Annotated in this window: 12 protein-coding genes, 2 tRNA genes and 3 rRNA genes; 14 read left to right on the top strand and 3 right to left on the bottom strand. The window is 44.6% G+C overall.

The features are described from left to right. Positions 1 to 53 precede the first annotated feature (53 nt). Positions 54 to 1,013, bottom strand: a complete 960-nt coding sequence (locus tag A8C56_RS05860) for a class I SAM-dependent methyltransferase (protein WP_245645776.1) — start codon at positions 1,011 to 1,013, stop codon at positions 54 to 56. Between the two features lie 35 nt (positions 1,014 to 1,048). On the opposite strand from A8C56_RS05860, the gene A8C56_RS05865 reads away from it, so the two are divergent. Together A8C56_RS05865 and A8C56_RS05870 are read left to right on the top strand one after the other, a co-directional pair. Continuing rightward, the gene (locus A8C56_RS05865; RefSeq protein WP_067753282.1) at positions 1,049 to 2,428 is read left to right on the top strand and encodes an exonuclease domain-containing protein; all 1,380 of its coding nucleotides are present in this window, start codon (positions 1,049 to 1,051) and stop codon (positions 2,426 to 2,428) included. Positions 2,429 to 2,437: 9 nt separating this feature from the next. Next, complete coding sequence (locus A8C56_RS05870; RefSeq protein ID WP_067753285.1) at positions 2,438 to 3,112, top strand: SGNH/GDSL hydrolase family protein; 675 nt, start codon at positions 2,438 to 2,440, stop codon at positions 3,110 to 3,112. A gap of 498 nt (positions 3,113 to 3,610) precedes the next feature. Here A8C56_RS05870 and A8C56_RS05875 read toward each other — a convergent pair whose 3' ends face one another. Next, a complete protein-coding gene (locus tag A8C56_RS05875) occupies positions 3,611 to 6,013 on the bottom strand; it encodes a hypothetical protein (RefSeq protein ID WP_067753288.1) in 2,403 nt (800 codons plus the stop codon). A gap of 245 nt (positions 6,014 to 6,258) precedes the next feature. On the opposite strand from A8C56_RS05875, the gene rpmI reads away from it, so the two are divergent. Beyond that, positions 6,259 to 6,456, top strand: coding sequence for a 50S ribosomal protein L35 (rpmI, locus tag A8C56_RS05880; RefSeq protein ID WP_067753291.1), 198 nt, complete (start codon positions 6,259 to 6,261; stop codon positions 6,454 to 6,456). A gap of 50 nt (positions 6,457 to 6,506) precedes the next feature. Beyond that, positions 6,507 to 6,851, top strand: a complete 345-nt coding sequence (gene rplT / locus A8C56_RS05885) for a 50S ribosomal protein L20 (RefSeq protein ID WP_067753294.1) — start codon at positions 6,507 to 6,509, stop codon at positions 6,849 to 6,851. A gap of 164 nt (positions 6,852 to 7,015) precedes the next feature. Here the strand turns inward: rplT and A8C56_RS05890 are convergent, their stop codons facing one another. After that, positions 7,016 to 7,867, bottom strand: coding sequence for a hypothetical protein (locus tag A8C56_RS05890; RefSeq protein WP_067753296.1), 852 nt, complete (start codon positions 7,865 to 7,867; stop codon positions 7,016 to 7,018). A gap of 281 nt (positions 7,868 to 8,148) precedes the next feature. On the opposite strand from A8C56_RS05890, the gene A8C56_RS05900 reads away from it, so the two are divergent. From A8C56_RS05900 to A8C56_RS05950, 10 genes are all read left to right on the top strand, one after another. Beyond that, complete coding sequence (locus tag A8C56_RS05900; protein ID WP_067753302.1) at positions 8,149 to 9,624, top strand: type III PLP-dependent enzyme domain-containing protein; 1,476 nt, start codon at positions 8,149 to 8,151, stop codon at positions 9,622 to 9,624. A 601-nt stretch (positions 9,625 to 10,225) separates the two neighbouring features. Further along, positions 10,226 to 11,749 (top strand): 16S ribosomal RNA (locus A8C56_RS05905). Positions 11,750 to 12,003: 254 nt separating this feature from the next. Further along, a tRNA-Ile gene (locus A8C56_RS05910) sits at positions 12,004 to 12,078 on the top strand. Positions 12,079 to 12,133: 55 nt separating this feature from the next. Beyond that, a tRNA-Ala gene (locus A8C56_RS05915) sits at positions 12,134 to 12,207 on the top strand. Between the two features lie 358 nt (positions 12,208 to 12,565). Continuing rightward, positions 12,566 to 15,373 (top strand): 23S ribosomal RNA (locus A8C56_RS05920). A 103-nt stretch (positions 15,374 to 15,476) separates the two neighbouring features. Next, positions 15,477 to 15,588, top strand: a 5S ribosomal RNA gene (gene rrf, locus A8C56_RS05925). Together the 16S, 23S and 5S rRNA genes with 2 tRNA genes alongside form the textbook arrangement of a ribosomal RNA operon. A gap of 591 nt (positions 15,589 to 16,179) precedes the next feature. Then, positions 16,180 to 16,743, top strand: coding sequence for a sigma-70 family RNA polymerase sigma factor (locus tag A8C56_RS05935; RefSeq protein ID WP_067753307.1), 564 nt, complete (start codon positions 16,180 to 16,182; stop codon positions 16,741 to 16,743). Positions 16,744 to 16,945: 202 nt separating this feature from the next. Beyond that, a complete protein-coding gene (locus tag A8C56_RS05940) occupies positions 16,946 to 18,079 on the top strand; it encodes a FecR family protein (protein ID WP_067753310.1) in 1,134 nt (377 codons plus the stop codon). 93 nt (positions 18,080 to 18,172) lie between these two features. After that, positions 18,173 to 21,652, top strand: coding sequence for a TonB-dependent receptor (locus A8C56_RS05945; RefSeq protein WP_084490036.1), 3,480 nt, complete (start codon positions 18,173 to 18,175; stop codon positions 21,650 to 21,652). Positions 21,653 to 21,669: 17 nt separating this feature from the next. Next, positions 21,670 to 23,184 carry a RagB/SusD family nutrient uptake outer membrane protein gene (locus A8C56_RS05950; protein WP_084490038.1) on the top strand — a complete coding sequence of 505 codons (1,515 nt, stop codon included), beginning with the start codon at positions 21,670 to 21,672 and terminating at the stop codon, positions 23,182 to 23,184. The last annotated feature ends 56 nt before the right edge of the window (positions 23,185 to 23,240 follow it).

Consider the following 23,240-nt stretch of genomic DNA (forward strand, 5'->3'; position numbering starts at 1 on the left):
AAAGATAGGTATTGGTATTTTTTATTAAACTAAATCTGGCAATAAAACCGTCTTTAGCCTCCGGTCTGCGGCTTTGTGATCTTATAGCACCACCTGAAAAGTTTTCCCTCAAAATCAAAAGGTGTAGTAGCTCTTGTAATATTACTGATGTTGCGGGAATGGACCTTTTCGCTTTCCAGTACGAACTTTCTTGCATTGGTGCTGAAATATAAGCTGCCGCCAGGTGCCAGTATTCTTAGGCAATCATTGATCAGTGAAACATGATCACGCTGAATATCAAGGATACCATCCATTTTTTTGCTGTTGCTGAAGGTGGGCGGGTCCATAATAATCAGGTCATACATGCCAGGAGCTATGGTTTTCAGGTATTGCAGCACGTCTGCCTGTACAAAAGTATACGCTGGATCTGAAAAACCGTTTAGTTGCATGTTCCGTTCCGCCCAGCTGGTATAGGTATTTGAGAGATCAACAGTGGTGATTGCTGCCGCCTTCCCGGCCGCCGCATAAACTGAAAAAGAACCGGTATAGGCAAACAGGTTCAGCACTTTTTTGCCTTCGCTTTGCTCCATTACCATTTTGCGTGTGATGCGGTGATCTAAAAATAAGCCGGTGTCCAAATAGTCGGTAAGGTTCACAATGAACTTCAGCCCGTTTTCCTGAACGGTCAGCTCATTTCCGGAAGCCGCTGTTTTCTGGTACTGCCCCTGCCTTCCCGCTTTACGCTGACGCAGTTTTGTGCAGATGTTTTCAAGGGGAATGCCGGTGACCTCTGAAATAATACTGGTGGTCTGTTCCATCCACCTGTAATGAGCCGCTTCATCCATATTGTGGTTCCGTTTGTATTCAGCCACGTAAATGTGTTGTTCATAAATTTCTATACAAACCGGAAACTCCGGCAGGTCATGATCATAGATCCTGTAGCAGGTAATGCCCTGTTTACGTGCCTGTTTTGAAAGATGCCGGAAAACTTTTGTTAACCGGTTGCGGAACATAATAAATTTTTCCCCGTTCAAATTTGATTTTTTTGCGAAATTAGCCTTTTTTAAGGATGCATTATGCAATTGTAGACATAGAAACAACGGGTGCTTACGCAGCAGCAGGCAGTATTACAGAGATCTGCATTCAGGTGCTGGATGAAGCAGGTACTATTGTAGAGCGTTTTGAAAGCCTTGTTAACCCCGTGCAGCAGATACCGTATTCTATTCAGGCACTAACGGGCATTACCAACGAAATGGTGCAGGAGGCGCCGCTGTTTGAAGAAATCGCTGAGCAGGTGTATACCTTGTTGCTGGATAAGGTTTTTGTAGCGCATAGCGTAAACTTTGATTACTCATTTGTGAAAAATCAGCTCTCTTATTGCGGTTTTGAACTGAATGTAAAAAAGCTGTGCACTGTTCGCTTAAGCCGTAAGATCATCCCGGCGCACCGGTCTTATAGCCTGGGAAAACTTTGTGAGGCGCTGGGCATTCGTCATGTAAATAAGCACCGGGCAGGAGGCGATACAGATGCAACCGTTGCACTGTTCCGTTTGCTGCTGGAGAAGGATACAGAAGGCCATATTGCCAAAAGCCTTAAAAAGACCTCAAAAGAGCAGGTACTGCCTCCTAATGTTCCTAAATCAGACTTTGATCAGTTGCCTTATACACCGGGCATTTATTATTTTCATGATGAAAAGGGCCGGATCGTGTATGTGGGGAAGGCTAAAAATATCCGGTATCGTGTAAGCAGCCATTTCAGTAATAATTCCACCAGCCGGCAACGGCAGAACTTTATGCGCCATGTATACCGCATCAGTTTTGAGGAATGCGGAACGGAGCTGATGGCTGCTGTTAAAGAATCAACCGAAATTAAAAGGTGGTGGCCACGGTTCAACTCATCGCAGAAAAGGCGGGAAGATCTTTACGGGATCGTGGCTTATGAAGATCAGAACGGGTACCTGCGCTTAGGGGTGGAAAAAATGAGCCGTGGCCGGCAACTGCTGAACTCGTATCATCATATAGAAGGAGCAAAAGCTGCCTTGCGCCAGTTAGTACATGATTTTAATTTGTGTCCGCGGTTATGCTTTATTGGCGAGGAATTGTTTGATGAACAACTGCACAGGGCATTGTGCGCCGGTGCCTGCATCAAAAAGGAAGCCCCTGAAGTGTACAATAGGCGTATAGCAGCAGCTATGGAGCATCTGAAAAATCTTCCTTCCTTTGCGATCATTGATAAAGGAATTCATCATGATGAAAAATCCTGTATCCTTGTATGGAACGGCAGCTTCTATGGCATGGGTTTTATTGCAGGTGATGTCCGGATTGAACAGCCGGAGCAGTTCAGGGAATATGTAACTCCTTATAAAGAGAACAGCGCCATTACCAATATGTTGTTTGCTTATGCAAAAAGATACCCTTCAAAAATTATTCAATTCAATAAAGTCGTTTAAAGTAAGATTATGATCAAGAAAACAGTGTTGTTATTGCCATTTGTGTTGTTATTATTTGCTTTCCTGCCCGCTAAGAAAAAGAAAGTGATTTTTTTCGGCGACTCTATAACCCAGCAGGGTGCACGGCCGGGAGGGTATATTACCCGCATTACGGATCTGTGTAAAAAAGAGGGGCTTTCTGAACAGTTTGACTTTATAGGAAAGGGCGTTGGCGGTAATAAAGTGTATGATCTTTTTTTGCGCTTTCAGCCGGATGTACTGGATCAGAAACCCGATATCGTTCTGGTGTATGTTGGCATTAATGATGTATGGCACAAAACATCTTCTGGCACCGGAACCGATTTTGATAAGTTTGGAAAATTTTATGACGCCATTATTTCAACATTGAAACGGCAGGGTATTCAGCCGGTTGTCTGCACTCCTTCTGTGATCGGGGAGCGGAATGATTTTACCAACCAGCAGGATGGGGATCTGAACCTTTATGCAAAGTGGATCCGCGAATATGCTGCCCAGAACAATGTACCTCTGGTAGACCTGCGCAGAATATTCCTGGAATACCTGCAAAAGAATAATCCTGATAATGCTGAAAAAGGAATTTTAACGGTAGACAGGGTACATCTTAATGAGAAGGGGAACCAGCTGGTAGCGGAAGAAATGTGGAAAGTGATCAAAACATTGAAGTAGAAGCCGCCTTCCCGGCTTTAGCAGGATAGCTGCCGGGATTGGCGAAGGGCAATTTTTACAATCGAATCATGCTTTGACAAGCGCAGCACAACAGCCGTTTTGTTATTTTAATGAGCATAAATGCAACGCTTTTATGATTGCCTATTAATGACAGGTGTCTTATTGTATTGAGAGCTAACAATATACAAAATCGTCGTCTCAACCGAGTTCGGAGAACGAGCGGAGAGATCTCTGTAACAGATGAGATCCCTCTGCGCACCCGCTGAAAGCGGGTTGGGGATGGCGATTAAAAAAACTTGTCATACGAATGAACTTAAATGCAACGCTTTTATTATTTCCTGTTAATGACAAATGCTGTAATCTGTTTGAAATGAATATGCATAATCGCATCATCCGATAGCCATCGACCGAAGTTTTACCCCAAAAGCAAAACGGGCGCCTGCCGGCAGAAACTCTTCTGCTATCGCATGTTGCGCTCCGGCACATATTCCGGGGAAATTATTCCATAGTTTCTACGTGGTGAATCAGTTTACCATCTATTGTCATGCCTTCAATAACCACGCGGAACGCATCTGTAACATCATTATTATAAAATGAGATGGTTATCTGTTTTTTCTTCGGGTCAATGAGCACATTGGGGTTCCAGTAAATAGTGGTTCGCAGATCTTTGTCCGCATCAGGTGCGGTAAACTGGCTGTAATATTTCGGCACATAGAATTCTTTAATAGCGGTATATCCTTCAATTCTGCTATCCGATAAGCCCTTGCCGGGTTCCTGCTTTATATCGCCTCCTTTGCGGGTATAAATAGCAATGGCTCCATTTGCACCTCCGGTGCCACCCATAAACGGGGGGCGGAACGCTTTAATATAGGCGATGTCATTTACATTCAAACTGGATGCAAAGCTGACGTCTGCCGGCATTTCATCAATATAGATCTGCGGAGACCCGCCGCGCCAGCTCAGGGAAGCATTAGAGCCAGACCCTGAGATCTGCAGGCCGGCTACTTTGCCCTGCAGGTAGGTAAACACATCCATAGCGCTTTTTGCAAAAGGGTCATTTAACACATCCAGTTGCACAGAATTCATATCTCCCTTAAAAAGCCCGGAGGCATATTTCTCATCCAGCAGCTCTGTAGGAGATTTGGTCTTTGCCTTAACAGTTACGGTTTCCAGCTCTTTATATTTGTTCTTTTCTAAAATGGCATTAGCAGCCGTGGCCATTTTCAGATGATATGCGTTACCGGCAGTATCCGCTTTAAAAGGCGTTGTCCAGTAATTGCCCGCTGCAGGGGTGCGCAGACGGTCCGACATGAATTGCACCATAGAGCCATCCAGCGTTTTATCCTGTATTTTATAAAATACACGGGCCGTATCAAAAAATATAGCAGAAGGATCGTTAAACCGGCCGTCTTTGTTAATAGGCATCATCAGCACTTTTCCATCGGTGGCATCCTTTTGTTTCATCATAACAACGATGGTGGATGCAGGGGAGATCTGGGAGGGCATAATGCCCGCCAGTTTTCCGGAAACGGTGATGTAAGAGGTATCCCTTGGATATTTAACTGCCGGCAGTTCCCCCGCAATCAGTTTGTCCCAGTTAAAGCGCCGCCATCCGTTGGTAAGCATTACCAGGTCCAGCTGTTGTTCCGCTTTTAAAGAGCTGTCTTTAAAATAATAGGCGGGGTTATATACTTTTCCCTTAAGTTCCCCTGTCAGCATCAGGCCGGAGAGGATATTTTCACTGCTGTCTGCGCCAATGGCCAGGTCCGTTACTGCCACAGACAGTGAGGCCGGCGTGCTGTCCGGCAGTGATATTACCAGTTCGTTCCTCGCCCGGTGGCTAAGGCCCCAGTGTTCCACCTCCATGGTAGCCTCTTCTCTATAGGAAGGATTGTTTACATAAGTGATCCGTTCTGCCAGTGGTTTCCAGTTTTTATCAAAGGCTGTGATCGTTAAAACACCATAAGGCAAACTCTGGAGGGGAATGGTTCCGGTTATAGGCTCCGCGCTCAGTGCTCTTGAAAAATTAAATACCACATGCTGGTACATGGTGCCAATGATGTGCAGGCTGTCACCGCCCGAAACAATTCCCGGCGATGCAGCGATCTCAAAACTCCGCTTGCCCGGCAGCACAGAAACCCTCATGGCAATGCCTTCTGGTTTAATGGCGGGTAAAGGAGTGGTGTATTCCGTTTTTTTATCGTCTTTCCATTTGGCGGTATATTTTGTATTGGCTTTGGGGGTGAGCAACAGAAAACCCATACCATCATGTATATTTCTGAGACTGTCAACAAACTTTCCTGCTTCATCTACCACAACGCCCGTTATCTTTACAGGGTCGCCAAATGCATTAGCGGCTTTAAAGGCAATCTTGTTGGGAATACCGGCAACGGCATCACCCCCTTCCGGGAAAAAGGTGAGCGACGGGGGCGGAAGCGGGCCTGTTTTACCTGCTGCTTCAGGATTGATGACAGGAATCTTTTTATAATACAGGAAAGAAGAATCAAAATTCAGCATCCAGCTCGTATAGGCTTTTACCGTGATGGATTTTCCCTGATAGGTGGCAGGTAAATCGAATTGCCCATTGGTCATACCGGTGATCAGCGGGCTTATCGTGTGCTGCAGGATCTTCCCTTTATCATCGATCCAGTCTACATACAGGTTCTTGCTGGCTTCAGCCGGGGCAATTTCTGCTAACGTATAGGCTTTGAACCAGATGGTTTCCCCGGGCGAATAACTGCTTTTATCATAATGCAGGTAGGTTCTTTCTGCAGGGAACCTGCCTGCAAAATTTTCAATTTTGGTATTAATATCCTGGCTTTTTGCCAGGGAAGCAATGCTGAAAAATGCGGTAACTAATAAAGACGGTCTTAAAAGCTTCACAAATTTATTGTTCATCATATTAAAGCGAAAATTAACACTTGTAACGGAATCGGTACTATATGGGACGACAATTTTACTATTTTTTAGCGGTTAACAGCCTGCAAATCATTTATATTATGCTATTTTATCAGAAATATGTACATTGTATAAAGGTTTTTTGTACTTTTGCGCTCCGTTTTTTACGGAACATTACTGAAGAGGTTCAACAAGGGTTCCAAACGATTGGAAACACCTCAAAGGTGTAACAAAAAATAACAGGTAAGATGCCTAAAGTAAAAACGAATTCCAGTGCAAAAAAACGTTTTAAAGTAACTGCAACTGGTAAAATCACTCACCAAAAGAGTTTCAAACGTCACATTCTGACCAAAAAATCAAAAAAGCGTAAACGCGCTATGCGCATTGACGGCGTTGTAGACAAAACCAATGTACATTTTGTTAAGCGTTTATTACGGTTAAAGTAATTCGTTGCTTGATTTTTTATTTTATTCATTACAATTAAAATTATTCAGATATGCCACGTTCAGTAAACTCCGCCGCTTCCAAAGCCCGCAGGAAAAAAATATTAAAACAGGCCAAAGGTTTTTATGGCAAGCGGAAAAATGTATTTACCGTTGCCAAAAACGTTGTTGAAAAAGGGATGACCTACATGTATGTAGGCCGTAAATTAAAGAAAAGAGATTACCGCGCTTTATGGATCGCACGTATCAATGCTGCCGTTCGTGAAGAAGGGCTTACGTACTCTGTTTTCATCAATAAATTAAAAGAAAAGCAGATTGACCTTGACCGGAAAGTGCTGGCTGATTTAGCCATGAACAACCCGGAAGCTTTTAAGGCTTTGGTAGCTTCAGTAAAATAAGCCCTGTAAAGTATTTATTAAAGAGAGGGGCTGTATCAAAAGTTCACTATTGTCTTGCTGAATTATTTCAGCATCTAAAATGAGATATAATTCTCAATAGATTCTGAACCAAGTTCAGAATGACATTACGTTCTAAAATAACTTTTGATACAGCTTCATTTTTGTTAATGGAGGTAATATCTTACGCCCAGGCTCACATACCGGATCCTTGATTTTTTATCGCGTAGCATATAAGCCTCTTCTTTATACAACCGGGTAATATATTGTGTACCGGTAGCCAGAACAGAAAGGTGGTTGGTAATACGCTGCTCTACCAAAATGTTTCCGGATACGCCAAAATTGTTGTATTTGTCTTTAGTGTTATCCTTCTTTTCCGATATCAGATAGGTATATTGAGAAGCTGCAGGCAATGGTTCCAGCTGATAATTATAAGTGTGGGCGCCCAACAGGAGGAAAGGCGCAACCCCCAGGCCAATATGGGTATGCTTTGTTATTTTGTAGCTTGCATTCAGATCTGCACTCAAAAATAGAAAACGGGTCTTTCCTATATCTTCTGTTTTTGCAGAAGGGTCAAATGTACTGTTCGTATTATTGAAGAAAGGGGTAATGCCCGGTATAAAAAAAGGATCTCCGTAATTTTCATAATAACCAGCCGTAGAAGAAACCCCATTTAGATCATCTATGGATCCGGAGCGGGTCGCATAAGATACATTGGTCTTCTTTCTGAACCGGATAAAAGAAAGCTGCAATGCAGGTTCGGCAGAAAACTTATCAGATAAAGGAATTTGTATGCCTCCTTTTATATTAGCACCCGCTCTTTTTTCATAAGAAGCGGCAATGCTTGTGCTTACTACAGTAGGGTTGTCTGTCACTACCGCCGCATAAGTGCTGGTATTGGTAACCTTTGGCAGGATCGATAAATTGCCATCAGCCTGAATAAACCAGTGCACCTGGCTATACCCGGTTTGCATAATAAAAAGGAGTAACAAAGGCAGAAACGTTTTGGGATAGTTCATACAGTTTTTTGATTTGCTGCAAACTTAAAGGAAATATTATGAAGAGCCAATTTCCTTCACTGACGGAGGCCCCGGAATTGGAGTATATGTTCCCTGCCCATTGGTGCTTCCTGCCGATGGGAGATAATAAAAATGTTGGGCACCCGGAATGGTATATGAGCAATTCCCTCACTGCTCAGAAACATTTTCAAATTTTCAAATTGGCTAATTGCTTAATTCAGTAATTTAGCGGGCAATTTTTAAAACATAAAGCTGCCGGCATTCACCGGATTTTTGGGGTAATGAATAATTCATACTTAGGCTTGGTTGACCAGACCTTTAACTTTCCTCAGGAGGGAATAGAAGTAGAGGAGGGGTATTTGAAATTTAATGGCATTGACCTGAAGGCCTTGATTAAAAAACATGGTACACCATTAAAAGTAAGTTATCTGCCAAAAATTGGGATCAACATTAACAAAGCCAAACAGTATTTTGCCGCTGCTATGAAGCGGCACAAGTATGAGGGCAGATATTTTTATTGCTATTGTACCAAAAGCTCTCATTTTTCTTTTGTAGTGGAAGAAGCCCTGAAGCATGATATTCACCTGGAAACTTCCTATGCTTATGATATTGATATCATTAACCAGCTTTACAAGAAAAGGAAGATCAATAAAGACATCAATATCGTTTGCAACGGGTTTAAGCAAAAGCCGTATACAACGCGTATTGCCAAATTAATTAACAGCGGTTTCAAAAATGTGATCCCGGTTCTGGATAATAAGGACGAGCTGCAGATGTATAAGCGCAGCATAAAAAGTAAAGAGCCCTTTAAACTGGGTATCCGCATTGCCGCAGAAGAAGAGCCTTCTTTCCCTTTTTATACCTCCCGTTTAGGCATCCGGGCAAAGGATGTGCTGGAATTTTATGTGGATGAGATCGAGGGGAATGAAGATAAGTTCCAGCTAAAGATGCTGCACATCTTTTTAAACAAGGGTATTAAAGATGATATTTATTACTGGAGTGAATTGCGCAAGAGCATTAACCTTTACTGTCAGTTAAAAAAGATCTGCCCGGAACTGGATTCCATTAATATCGGTGGCGGGTTCCCCATCAAGCACAGCCTGGCATTTGAGTATGATTACCAGTTTATGATCAATGAGATCATCAGCAATATTAAATCTGCCTGTAAAAAAGCAAAAGTGCCGGTTCCGAATATCTATACGGAGTTTGGCAGCTATACGGTAGGGGAAAGCATGGCGCATATCTACAGCGTAATTGGTGAGAAGACCCAGAACGACCGTGAAACCTGGTATATGATCGATTCTTCTTTTATTACCACCTTACCGGATACCTGGGGCATTGGTGAAAAATTCCTGATGCTGCCGATCAATAAGTGGAATAACGAGTACCAGCGCGTGGTACTGGGCGGCATTACCTGCGACGGGCACGATTATTATGATTCAGAAGAGCATATAAACGAAGTGTTCCTGCCAAAGATCAGGAATGATAACGGGGTAGGCGGATTGGGTGTTCCATCCATTGAAGCTTCACCAAAAAATACGGCAGAAACTGATAATGAGCCTTTGTACGTTGGCTTTTTTCATACGGGCGCTTATCAGGATCAGATCAGCGGCTATGGCGGCATTAAGCATTGCCTGATCCCATCTCCCAAGCATATTATCCTGGAATATGATAAAAACGGGAAGCTGATCGAGTGGGTATACGCCAAGCAGCAAACTTCGCAAAGTATGCTGAAGATACTCGGCTACCTGCGGTAACCACCGGCGTATCTGTGCCATTCTGAGAACGCTGTGAGCGCCATTATTGCACCTTTTTACGCTTTGCAAAGAGTATATATCCTGGGGTATTTGTCCGCTCTTAAAAAGAAATTTTAAATAAAAATGAAAAAAGTTTCTTTCGTATTAAAAAAGACATTATCTTTGCAATCCCAAATCAAACGGTAGTACCTTCAAAAACTACTGATAAGTTCTTCAAAAGCAATTAATTAGAGCAATAAAAAATCAGAATATTTTTAAAAATATTTTTGTTATTTTGAAAATTGTATGTATCTTTGCAACCCCAAAATGACGGGTTGGTGAGCGATGAAGAGTGAGGGCAGTTCTTTACTGTGTTATAATGCATCTGGTGATTATTATGGTGGTTCGATTCCGCCGGTGTTATCAGGAGCGGGTTGATGGGTAGCAATACTTTGATATCTGTGAAGATCTTTGAAAGTTAGGAAGCAATAGCACAATCTAGATTCTGTTTCGATAGTTATCGGGATGGGATCAAGGAAGGTAAGTCAAAGCGAAAGAAAATCGATTTGACACGTTTAATTTACTTTAGAGGGAATTAGATGTCAGAATCAAAAACTCATTTACAACGGAGAGTTTGATCCTGGCTCAGGATGAACGCTAGCGGCAGGCTTAATACATGCAAGTCGAGGGGCAGCGGGGGCTTCGGTCCGCCGGCGACCGGCAAACGGGTGAGGAACACGTACACAACCTACCTTTAAGCGGGGGATAGCCCAGAGAAATTTGGATTAATACCCCATAGGATGGTTAGTAGGCATCTACTGGCTATTAAAGATTTATCACTTAAGGACGGGTGTGCGCATGATTAGGTAGTTGGCGGGGTAACGGCCCACCAAGCCTACGATCATTAACTGGTGTGAGAGCACGACCAGTCACACGGGCACTGAGACACGGGCCCGACTCCTACGGGAGGCAGCAGTAAGGAATATTGGTCAATGGAGGGAACTCTGAACCAGCCATGCCGCGTGGAGGATGAAGGTCCTCTGGATTGTAAACTTCTTTTATCTGGGGCGAAAAAGGGTTTTTTTAGGCCAACTGACGGTACCAGATGAATAAGCACCGGCTAACTCCGTGCCAGCAGCCGCGGTAATACGGAGGGTGCAAGCGTTATCCGGATTTACTGGGTTTAAAGGGAGCGTAGGTGGGCTAGTAAGTCAGTGGTGAAATCTCCGGGCTTAACCCGGAAACTGCCATTGATACTATTGGTCTTGAATACTGTGGAGGTCAGCGGAATATGTCATGTAGCGGTGAAATGCATAGATATGACATAGAACACCAATTGCGAAGGCAGCTGGCTACACAAGCATTGACACTGAGGCTCGAAAGCGTGGGGATCAAACAGGATTAGATACCCTGGTAGTCCACGCCCTAAACGATGGATACTCGACATACGCGATACACAGTGTGTGTCTGAGCGAAAGCATTAAGTATCCCACCTGGGAAGTACGATCGCAAGATTGAAACTCAAAGGAATTGGCGGGGGTCCGCACAAGCGGTGGAGCATGTGGTTTAATTCGATGATACGCGAGGAACCTTACCTGGGCTAGAATGCGAGTGCCGTACCCTGAAAGGGGTATTTCTAGCAATAGACACAAAGCAAGGTGCTGCATGGCTGTCGTCAGCTCGTGCCGTGAGGTGTTGGGTTAAGTCCCGCAACGAGCGCAACCCCCATCACTAGTTGCCATCAGGTAACGCTGGGAACTCTAGTGAAACTGCCGTCGTAAGACGAGAGGAAGGAGGGGATGATGTCAAGTCATCATGGCCTTTATGCCCAGGGCTACACACGTGCTACAATGGGGCGCACAAAGGGTTGCGACCTGGTGACAGGAAGCCAATCCCAAAAAACGTCTCTCAGTTCAGATCGCAGTCTGCAACTCGACTGCGTGAAGCTGGAATCGCTAGTAATCGTATATCAGCAATGATACGGTGAATACGTTCCCGGACCTTGCACACACCGCCCGTCAAGCCATGAAAGCCGGGTGTACCTGAAGTCGGTAACCGCAAGGAGCTGCCTAGGGTAAAACTGGTAATTGGGGCTAAGTCGTAACAAGGTAGCCGTATCGGAAGGTGCGGCTGGAATACCTCCTTTTTAGAGCGACAGCCCCTCCTGATTCTTCCCTTCATGGGAGGGATAAAGAGGAAGGGGTGAAGATTTACCTGTTGCTATTGTTTCCTGCTTTTAAATTTATTTGTTTTATGAGCTATGGTCAATGGACTATGGACTAAAGGGGGGAAGTTCTTTAAAATAAGACCTGATGGCCAATTTGGAATACGGCATCTAAAGCCAGGGATAATTACTAATTATCACATTAGCATATTAGCACATTGGCACATTATTTAAATAGATCCGTAGCTCAGCCTGGTTAGAGCACTACACTGATAATGTAGGGGTCACCAGTTCAAATCTGGTCGGGTCTACACCTTATTAATTTAAAGTTCTGAATTTAGAATGTTAAAATTTTAAATTAAAGGAGGGGGGTTAGCTCAGTTGGCTAGAGCATCTGCCTTGCACGCAGAGGGTCATCGGTTCGACTCCGATATCCTCCACAGGAAATTTTAAATAATAAATGTAAAATTTAGAATTTAAAATGAAGTTCTTTAGATATTGATAATACCTGAGAGGTGTTTAGTTGGCTCGAAGCCAGATTATCAACTTAGGGTTGTGTGGTTATTTTCAAATTTTCAAATTTGCATATTATCACATAGATCAAAGATCTTTGACATATTGGAAAAAGAAACTGTTAGGAGAGTACCTAACAAATCGCAATCACAATTTGTAAGAATCACGCTATAAAAATTTTATGGATGGTCTGAAGAAATGTGGTTGGGTAACAATCTACAACAAACCTAAAAAAGAAAGTCCAGCAGGGATGCTGGCCTCATATTAATTAAGTTTTTAAACTTTTTTAAAGCGAATAAGGGCGTATGGTGGATGCCTAGGGTCTGAGAGGCGAAGAAGGACGTGGTAAGCTGCGAAAAGCCTGGGGGAGCTGCACACAAGCAATATATCCCGGGATATCCGAATGGGACAACCTGGTATACTGAAGGTATATCATTCCTGCTGTAAGGCGGGAAAGCCAACCCGGAGAACTGAAACATCTAAGTACCCGGAGGAAAAGAAAATAAGACAATGATTCCCTAAGTAGTGGCGAGCGAACAGGGAAGAGCCTAAACTTGAGCGGCGTGCCGCTTGAGGGTTGTAGGACTACTATTAGAAATCGTTATCAAGCAGAATTTTTTGGAAAATTAAGCCAAAGAGGGTGAAAGCCCCGTAAGCGGAAATTAACGAGGACGTGTAGGATCCTGAGTAGGGCGGGACCGGAGGAATCCTGCCTGAATCTGCCAGCACCATCTGGTAAGGCTAAATACTCCTCAGACACCGATAGTGAACCAGTACCGTAAGGGAAAGGTGAAAAGCACCCTGAATAAGGGAGTGAAATAGTACCTGAAACCGTACGCCTACAAGCGGTCGGAGCGGATTTATCCGTGACGGCGTGCCTTTTGCATAATGAGCCTACGAGTTACTCCTCACTGGCGAGGTTAAGTTATTGAAAACGGAGCCGTAGCGAAAGCGAGTCCGAACAGGGCGTATAGTCAGTGGGGGTAGACGCGAAACTTTGTGATCTATCCATGGTCAGGTTGAAGGTGTGGTAACACACACTGGAGGACCGAACCCGTTGACGTTGAAAAGTCTTGGGATGAACTGTGGATAGGGGTGAAAGGCCAATCAAACTGAGAGATAGCTCGTTCTCCCCGAAATGTTTTTAGGAACAGCCTCGGATAATAGAAGTGTACTAGAGGTAGAGCTACTGATTGGGCTAGGGGGCTTCACCGCCTACCAAACCCTGACAAACTCCGAATGCTAGTACATATCTCCGGGAGTGAGGCTGTGGGCGCTAAGGTCCATGGCCGAGAGGGAAATAACCCAGAATAGCAGCTAAGGTCCCCAATACATGGTTAAGTTAGACAAACGATGTGAAATTTCTATAACAGCCAGGATGTTTGCTTGGAAGCAGCAATTCATTTAAAGAGTGCGTAACAGCTCACTGGTCGAGAGATTCTGCGCGGAAAATAATCGGGTATTAAACCATGAACCGAAGCTCTATGATTGCCACCAGGTGGTAAATCGGTAGGGGAGCATTGAAACGGCGTTGAAGGTGTGTGGCGACGCATGCTGGAGCGGTTTCAAAAGAAAATGTAGGCATAAGTAACGATAAATAAGGTGAAAAACCTTATCGCCGAAAGTCTAAGGGTTCCTGATCAACGTTAATCGGATCAGGGTTAGCCCGGACCTTAGTCAAACCCGAAAGGGGTAGACGATGGAGAGCAGGTTAATATTCCTGCGCCTGCTATGCGATGAAAGTGACGGAGCATGTTAGCTGCCTAGTCTGACGGATTAGACGAGTGGAACCTTCGGGTGAAGCGCAGCAGTGAGAGTGCTTCCAAGAAAAGCGAGTATAGCAGCCGGTACCGCAAACCGACACAGGTAGACGGGATGAGTATTCTAAGGCGCTCGGGTGAGCCGTGGAGAAGGAACTAGGCAAATTGACGCTGTAACTTCGGGATAAAGCGTACCACAGCGATGTGGTCTCAGTAAAATGGTTCAACCAACTGTTTAACAAAAACATAGGGCCCTGCAAAATCGAGAGATGACGTATAGAGCCTGATACCTGCCCGGTGCTGGAAGGTTAAGGAAGGATGTTCGGAGCAATCCAAAGCTTCTGACTGAAGCCCCAGTAAACGGCGGCCGTAACTATAACGGTCCTAAGGTAGCGAAATTCCTTGTCGGGTAAGTTCCGACCTGCACGAATGGTCTAATGAGTTGAACGCTGTCTCCTCCACGAGCCCGGTGAAATTGTAGTATCGGTGAAGATGCCGGTTACCCGCCACGGGACGGAAAGACCCCGTGAACCTTCACTACAACTTTGCATTGATTTTGAATTACGGATGTGTAGTATAGTTGGGACGCTAAGAAGCATTGCCGCCAGGTAGTGTGGAGCGGTCGTTGAAATACCAACCTTCTTTGATTTAGGATCTAATGACGCGAGTCACACAGTGCATGGTGGGTAGTTTGACTGGGGTGGTCGCCTCCTAAAGAGTAACGGAGGCTTGCAAAGGTTCCCTCAGTACGGTTGGTAATCGTACGCAGAGCGCATTAGTAAAAGGGAGCTTGACTGTGAGGCAAACAGGCCGAGCAGGGACGAAAGTCGGCTAAAGTGATCCGGCGGTTCTGAATGGAAGGGCCGTCGCTCAAAGGATAAAAGGTACTCCGGGGATAACAGGCTGATCTCCCCCAAGAGCTCATATCGACGGGGAGGTTTGGCACCTCGATGTCGGTTCGTCACATCCTGGGGCTGGAGAAGGTCCCAAGGGTTCGGCTGTTCGCCGATTAAAGTGGCACGTGAACTGGGTTCAGAACGTCGCAAGACAGTTCGGTCCCTATCTGTGGTGGGCGTTAGTAAATTGCGAGGACATGACCTTAGTACGAGAGGACCGGGTCGTACGTACCGCTGGTGTATCAGTTGTGCCGCCAGGTGCAGTGCTGAGTAGCTAAGTACGGAAAGGATAAACGCTGAAAGCATCTAAGCGTGAAACCTGCCTCAAGATGAGTTTACTTTTAAGAGCCGTCAGAGACGATGACGTTGATAGGCTACAGGTGTAAAGGTGGTAACATCAAAGCCGAGTAGTACTAATTGCTCGTAAGCTTTAATTTTATTTTAGAGTTGGGTACTCTTTCTAATATTTTTTTTCCGATATGTTAATTTATTATCTCACCTGACCTTTCCTGAAGGAGAGGGATAAGATGAGAACCTTTTTATGGTGGTTATACCAAGGGTGTTCACCTCTTCCCATACCGAACAGAGAAGTTAAGCCCCTTATGGCCGATGGTACTGCACCACAATGCGGGAGAGTAGGTAGCTGCCATTCTTATTAGAGAGAGCCTCACAGTAATGTGGGGCTTTTTTTTGTGCGTATACGTACTACCTGCTACCGGTTTACTGGCTGACGAAGATGTGAACAGATCATCCGGCAGCGCACAAACGGAAATGATACCATTCCCCCGGGAAGAACCAAAAGAAAAGCTTCGCGCCGTTCAATGTTTCCGCAGAAATCGCTGCCGGCGAGGCAGGGAACAGCGCTGACAACGGTTCCTCTGCGCTTCCGTCAATAGCGGAAGTCTGCGTTTCGGGGAAATTTTCGGTCTGATTAAAAGGGCACTTCCCTATTACTTGCCAACAGATGCATTCACGCAGACTTACTGCTAACCTGCCTGATGCAGGATCAATTTCCTGATCCTGTATGATCTGTAAGTGCAACCGTTTGCACGGTAAACAGATCACTTTTTATCTTAATATCGTAAAGTAAAGGAGTTTAAAGATTGTTTTTTGCTTGTTTTATAGTTATGCAGTTTGTGAATCTGTAAATTTCTTTCAATGATAGCAGTTCACAAATATTTTTATTACTGCCTGACAAGGCTATAACTGGTTCAGGGAATCCGGTTCATTTTAAAAATTCAGCATGATCGGTTATAATCAATACAGTGACCAGGAGTTGACAAACCTGTTGAAAGCAGGAGACAGGGAGGCTTTTAATGAGATCTATTTTCGTTATTCCTCCCTGCTGTATCATTATGCTTTAAATATCCTGCAACAGGAAGATGAATGTACAGATGCACTACAGGACGTTTTTGTATGGCTTTGGGTGAACCAGAAAAAACTGAATATTACCTGTCTGAAAGCTTACCTGATGGCCGCGGTAAAATACAAGCTTACCAGGGTGATCCTGGCCAGTAAAAAAAGAGCTGAATTACTAAGCAGAACATATGCGTTAAAGGAAATGGCTGTTGAAGAGGACAGTATTGAAATAAAAGAGCTGAAAGCCGCGATCAATGATTTTGTAAATAACTTACCACAGCGTGCAAAAGAAATCTATCAGATGAGCCGGGAACAATACCTGAGCAATAAAGAAATAGCTTCCCGTTTGGGAATTACTGAAAAAACGGTTGAGAACCAAATGACCATTAACCTGAAAAAATTAAAACTGCATTTAGGTAAAATGTCATTCTGGAGCACTTTCCTGTAAATTACCGGCCTCTTTTTTTATTATACAGGCAGAGAGGTTCTCTACAGCAACCTTATGAACCGGCCACCTCGTGCATACAGCTGTTTTGTGGCATTATTTCAGTTTCCAAATTTTCTTAAAAAAAAAGCTCCGGGCTTTGGGGGTAGGTCTTCTTTTATGTCCCTATCATATAAAGGAACGTTAAATATCGTCACTTAAAAAAATGATCAGCGCGGAGGAACTTTTAAAAATTATTGAGCGTATTCAAAACAATACGGCTTCTGAAGAAGAGCTGCGCATTTACAATGCCTGGTGCAATTTACAGCAACAGCCAGACAAACAAATGCCTTCAGAGGCATTTACTCAAAAACAAGGGGCATTATTTCGCAAAATAAACAAACTGATTAACAGAAAAAGAAATGTGACCCGGTTGTGGGCGGGTATTGCAGCGGCAATTATTCTGATTGCTGTTTTGCCTGCTACTATTAAACTGCTAAAGTCCCCGGCCAGTGACCACAGCCAGATGGCAGCGGCTCCCGAACGGGATATAGCACCGGGAATAAACAGCGCAACATTGATTTTGTCAAATGGGCGCAGAATCACTCTGGCTGCAGGAATGCAGGGCAAGTTAGCAGAAGAATCAGGCACTGAAATTATCAGGACATCGGACAGCACTGTTCTTTATAAGAACTTTATGTCTATGCCGGCAAATAGCAACGGGGCAATTGCATATAATACACTTACTACTGCCAGGGCGCAACAATACCAGCTAGTACTTCCGGACGGATCAAAAATATGGCTTAATGCGGCAACATCAGTCAGGTTTCCGGTAAGTTTTTCAGGATTAAAAGAACGCAGGGTAGAACTGGATGGAGAGGCCTATTTTGAAGTAGCCAAGGATGCTTCCAAACCCTTTATTGTACACTCAAGACAGCAGGATATAAAAGTGCTGGGCACGCATTTTAATGTAAATAGTTATGCAGATGAATCAGAAGCAAGAACAACTTTATTAGAAGGGTCAGTAAATATAAACGGAAAACTAACATTGAGACCGGGAGAACAGGCAAAGCTGGATAGAGAAGGCAAAATTGAGATTGCAAAGGTTAAAACAACGGCTTCCATTGCCTGGCAGAAAGGTTATTTTGAATTTAACGATGAAAATGTATATGAGATTATGAGAAAGATTTCCCGTTGGTACGATGTGGAAGTGATTTATGAAGGAACTATTCCTTTAGATAAGATGGAGGGAACTGTATCCCGTTTTCAGCAGGTATCTAAAGTGCTTTCGATTATGCAGGCAACAGGTTTATTGAAGTTTCGTATTGAAGAGAAAAGAATTTATGTAAGCAGGGGATAAATACTTTTTATTTTAATTACTGCCAAAATTTGATTGCCGCTATTCTTAATAGACAATATAATATATCCTACCAATAATTTAAAAAACCAAAGTATGTACGGTAAAGTTTTGTACAGGATAGCCGATTCGCTATCTGAGACCGGATCGCCAAGAGGCTTATTTGCACGGAAGATGCTGGCTTTTTTGCTGCTGTTTTCATTTTTACAGGTAAGCGCCGGGGGGTATGCGCAGCGGATTAATCTGTCTGAAAAAAATGTGCCGCTGCTTAAAGCAATGATGGCCATCCGGGCTCAAAGCGGGTATGATTTTTTTTATGTAAAATCTTACCTGCAAGATGCAACGCCTGTAACTGTTACTATAAAAAATGCTTCTTTGAAAGATGCGCTCGATCTTTTATTTCAAAACCAGCCCTTAACTTATGAAATAAAAGACAATGTAATAGTTATAAAACGAAGAGAAGTAACACCGGTTAATGCTGCAACGGCCATGAATCTGTATCAGCCTGTTACAGGGCAGGTGAATGATGAAAATGGCAAGCCGTTAGGAGGTGTCAGTATTTCTGTAAAGGGAAGTAACCGTGCTGCAATAACAAACCAGGAGGGAAAATTTACAATTGACGTAAACAAAGGAGAAACAATTGTAATCAGTTATATTGGTTATGAAACCCAGGAAATCATTTATGAAGCCCGGACCACATTAGCAGTTGCGCTTAAACTGGCTAATAACCCCCTGACAGAAGTTACAGTAATCGGATATGGCAGCTTACGTCAACGGGATGTAACAGGAGCCATTGCCAAAGTATCCGGAAAAGACCTGGATGTGAGCATTACTTCCAGCTTTCAGCAGGCATTACAGGGGAAAGCTTCAGGGGTGCAGGTTACCCAGGGCACCGGTCAGCCCGGCGCGGGTGTATCTGTGCAAATCAGAAGCAACCCTTCATATGCAAATGCCGGAGTGTTATATGTGATTGATGGAGTGCCGGTAAATGACGCGGCCGGCGAGCCAAAAATTGGCGGCGACATCGGCGAAAAATACCAGGTAGGCGGTGTAGACAAATCGCCGTTAAACTTTATTAATCCCAACGATATTGAATCCATACAGTTTTTAAAAGATGCCAGCGCCGCCTCCATTTACGGGGCCCGGGCAGGCTCCGGAGTGGTATTGATCGTTACCAAAAAGGGCAGTGCCAATAAGGCCAGGCTCCAGTACTCGGGCTCTTATGGCGTACAAAAAGCAGATAAAATGTGGCCCGTTTATGGTGCAAAGGAGTATATGGAGGAACGTAATGAGCTGGCTCTGGAAAAGTGGTATAAGGATAGTTCCATAGCGCCCTATTACGGCACCAGGGATGCGGCTTCTGTAAAACCATACACGCCGGTATTTACACAGGACGAGATCAATAATGCCCTTTCAGGAAAATCAGCAACTGAGGCCATCACCAGGAATGGCTTTACGGAGCAGCATAATATATCTCTTACCGGCGGAAATGGTAAAACCAGCTATTTTGCATCGGGTAACTATTTTGACCAGCGCGGAGTGATTATTGGTACGGACTACCGCCGCTATAACGGCAGGCTGAACCTGGACCAGGTTATATCTGATAAGATTAAGGTGGGAACCAATATTGTGGTATCTAATTCGGAAGCTAATAACACTGTTACCGGCGGTGAAAACGAAAACGGAGGTATTGTTACAGCTGCAATTTACTGGGCGCCTATACAACCCTTGCAGGCGGCTGATGGCAGCTACCCGCTTAGCCCGTACTACCCGGCCATTCCCAACCCGCTTTCTTATGGCACTGTAACAGACCTTACAAAAGCGAACCGGCTGTTGACCAGTGCGTATGGAGAGTGGACGATCATACCGGGGTTGAAAGCCAAAGCCAACTTTAGCTATGACCAGTCCTATACCAAGCGGGCCACTTATTTTCCCAGAACTTTTTTGTACGGATCTAACGCAAATGGTGCCGCAAGTATTTCAGAGTCCGATGCACAATCTAAATTATATGAATACACCCTTACCTATAATAAAGATCTGTCAGAAAGGCACCGGTTAAACGCGGTTGCTGGCTACTCTTATCAACAAACAGGCTGGAGCGGCTTTAACGCAGGAAACCAGAACTTTCTTTCAGATCAGACGCTTTATTACAACTTAAAATCAGGTGCGGCACTAACCCCAGCGGTAGGCTCCAGCAGGAGCGAGCAGATCTGGGCCTCCTATTTTGCAAGGGCCATTTACACCTATAACAACAATATAACCCTGCAGGCCTCCATAAGAAGAGACGGGTCTTCTGTTTTTGCGCAAAATAAAAAATGGGGTTATTTCCCGGGGGTATCAGCCGGCTGGGTGCTTTCAGACGAGCCATGGTTGAAGGGGATCGGCGCGATCAGCTATCTTAAGCTGCGTATCGGTTATGGAGAAACCGGGAACAGTTCTTTCGGAGCCTCTGCCTTTCCTCTTTACCAATCATCCCTCAGCCCGTATTTCGGAAGCGGCAGCATCAATACCGGGGTTGTATTGACCCAGGCCGCTAATCCAAATCTTACCTGGGAAACGGCCGGGGAATTTAATACCGGCCTGGATTTTGGATTTTTAGATAACAGGATTTCCGGCTCCTTTGACTATTTTAATAAAACCATCCGGAACCTGATCTTCTATGTGCCTTATCCCACCGGTTTTATTATCAGCGGCGTGTATGACAATGCAGGTAAAACAAGATCCACCGGCTATGAGCTCAGCTTCAATACAAAAAATATCAGGTCAGAATCGCCCGACGGGTTTAACTGGTCTACCAGCATCAATTTCTCTCATTACCTGAACTACTGGGTGGAAAGGTCTGCGCTGGCATTGAAACAATTAGCAAAATATGAGTATGCAACCGGCAGCAAAGCCTTGTTCAATCCTGTTTTTGGTTACCTGTCTGACGGTCTCTTTACCGGCCAATACGGAACGGCGCCGGCCTGGATGCCCAATATGCTGCCGGGCGGCCTTATTTTAAAAGATATTCATGGTTATGATGCTGACGGAAACCTGACAGGGCCTGACGGGAAAATAACAGAGGCCGACAGGACTTATCTGGGCAATGGCGATCCTCAGTTTAACTTTGGTTTTGGTAATAATTTCCAGTTCAAAGGTTTCGACCTGAATATCTATATGTCCGGCATGAAGCGCAAATTATGGTCTCCGTTGGAAAGTGGAAGAGCTACAGAAACCAGCATGGCATCCAATAAGGGCTTTAATGGAATGCCTGTTACCAACAGATGGGGCATTAACAATATAAACGGTACTTTTCCAACGGCTCTTTATGATCCTACCTATAGCGGCTATCAGAACGGTGCGAGTTACTGGCTGGTAGATGGCAGCTTCCTGCGGGCCAGGAACATTACACTGGGCTATACCCTGCCGGGGAGTTTAATGGCCAAACAAAAAATATTTTCTTCAATACGGGTTTCTTTTGATGCGCAGAATCTGTTTACCATCACCAGCTATCCAGGGCTGGACCCTGAGCTAAGTCAGGATAACTTCTACCCGCTGGTGAAAAGTTATGTCTTTGGTATCAATGCTACATTTTAAAAAGTAAAAAAAGAAATATGAAATTATCTATCTCATATAAGAGCATAATAACAGCCGCATGCAGCGCAAGTCTGCTGCTTGTACTGGCCGGTTGCGAAAAGAAACTGGATTACACAAGTTACGGCGATCTGAATTCAGTAATCAAAACACCTGAAGGCGTGGCTGCCACCGTAAATGCCGCTTATACCGGACTGGCCGGCGGTGGCGACTGGCAAGGCGGAGCAATGGCCGGCACCTATAGCTGGAAGACCCAGGCCATGATGACCACCGATGAAGGTGTTTGCGCATGGGGTGGCGACTGGAGCCGTATGTATAGTTTAAACTTTTCGCCGGACTTTGACTGGGTAACCCATAATTACGGCAACTACCTGGCTTTTGTTTCCAGGGTTACAATTGCACTGGATGGTATTCAGGAAGTTACTTTGGACGAAGACCTGAAAAAAAGGTATATAGCTGAGCTGAAAGCATTACGCGCCTATTATGCGCAGATGTTGTATTTTAATTATGGGCCGCTTACCATAATTACCGATGCCGAAATAGCGTCCAACCCGGATGCCGATCCGGTACCGCGGCCCAGCAGTGAGGAGATGGTAGCCCAAATTGAAGCAGACTGGCAGGATGCCATCAACGGGCTGCCGCCCAAATTTACCGGTGGCGATTATGGCCGGTTTTCCAAAACCGCGGCGCTTACTGGTCTTATGAAGTTGTATATGCACGAAAAGCAATGGCAAAAGGCAGTAGCAACCGGGCAGCAGATTAAAACAATGGGCTATTCGCTGGAGGGCAGCTATCAGGATCTGTTTAATATTAATAACAAGGGAGGTAACTCTAAGGAGATCATCCTTGCGGTGGTATGCACCAATATCGCCAGCGTAACCAACTATACCAATATGTGGCTGGCGCATGCATTACCCGCAGATTATATAGACTCTACCGGTATCAGCCTCACCGCATGGGGAGGCTATAAAATGCCGTGGAAAAGCTATGATAAGTTTAATCCGCAAGACAAACGGTTAAATGTATTGTTACGGCGGTACCCCATTGGCAAAAACGCAGATGGCAGTGTTAAGTATAAAGATGCGCGAGCTGCAGGAGATATAGGAGCCGTGCCTATGAAATACGCGCCTGATCCGTCAAAAGCTAATTCGCAGAACAGTGCCGTCGATATGCCGATTTACCGGTATGCTGATGTATTGCTGATGCTTGCTGAAAGCATCAATGAAGCAAATGGAGGCCCCAATTCAGAAGCGTATAACGCCATAAACGATGTCAGGGCAAGAGCAGGTCTTGCTGCAATACCCACCGGATTAAATCATGATCAGTTCCTGCAAAAAATTCAGGATGAACGCTTGTTTGAATTATGGGCGGAAGGTCAGAGGAGGGATGATCTCATTCGCTGGAACTTATATACCCAACGTGCTGCAAATGATGGTTCCACTACTGCAGAGCCTTATAAAGTATTATTCCCTCTTCCCAGAACGGCAGTTACACAAAGCAATGGCATTATTAAGCAAAACCCCGGCTATAATTAATTCCCCGCAACCTGACAGTTCAAATGTGGGAGGCTTATAATGCCTCCTCATTTTAT

Origin of the sequence: Niabella ginsenosidivorans, assembly GCF_001654455.1 — a bacterium.
GTDB classification, from domain to species: Bacteria; Bacteroidota; Bacteroidia; order Chitinophagales; family Chitinophagaceae; genus Niabella; species Niabella ginsenosidivorans.

What these genes read in the sequence shown, in the direction of transcription:
- A8C56_RS05865 (WP_067753282.1), top strand. Translation starts at nt 1,049, where the DNA reads ATGCATTATGCAATTGTAGACATAGAAACAACGGGTGCTTACGCAGCA.
- A8C56_RS05870 (WP_067753285.1), top strand. Translation starts at nt 2,438, where the DNA reads ATGATCAAGAAAACAGTGTTGTTATTGCCATTTGTGTTGTTATTATTT.
- A8C56_RS05875 (WP_067753288.1), bottom strand. Translation starts at nt 6,013, where the DNA reads ATGATGAACAATAAATTTGTGAAGCTTTTAAGACCGTCTTTATTAGTT.
- rpmI (WP_067753291.1), top strand. Translation starts at nt 6,259, where the DNA reads ATGCCTAAAGTAAAAACGAATTCCAGTGCAAAAAAACGTTTTAAAGTA.
- rplT (WP_067753294.1), top strand. Translation starts at nt 6,507, where the DNA reads ATGCCACGTTCAGTAAACTCCGCCGCTTCCAAAGCCCGCAGGAAAAAA.
- A8C56_RS05890 (WP_067753296.1), bottom strand. Translation starts at nt 7,867, where the DNA reads ATGAACTATCCCAAAACGTTTCTGCCTTTGTTACTCCTTTTTATTATG.
- A8C56_RS05900 (WP_067753302.1), top strand. Translation starts at nt 8,149, where the DNA reads ATGAATAATTCATACTTAGGCTTGGTTGACCAGACCTTTAACTTTCCT.
- A8C56_RS05935 (WP_067753307.1), top strand. Translation starts at nt 16,180, where the DNA reads ATGATCGGTTATAATCAATACAGTGACCAGGAGTTGACAAACCTGTTG.
- A8C56_RS05940 (WP_067753310.1), top strand. Translation starts at nt 16,946, where the DNA reads ATGATCAGCGCGGAGGAACTTTTAAAAATTATTGAGCGTATTCAAAAC.
- A8C56_RS05945 (WP_084490036.1), top strand. Translation starts at nt 18,173, where the DNA reads ATGTACGGTAAAGTTTTGTACAGGATAGCCGATTCGCTATCTGAGACC.
- A8C56_RS05950 (WP_084490038.1), top strand. Translation starts at nt 21,670, where the DNA reads ATGAAATTATCTATCTCATATAAGAGCATAATAACAGCCGCATGCAGC.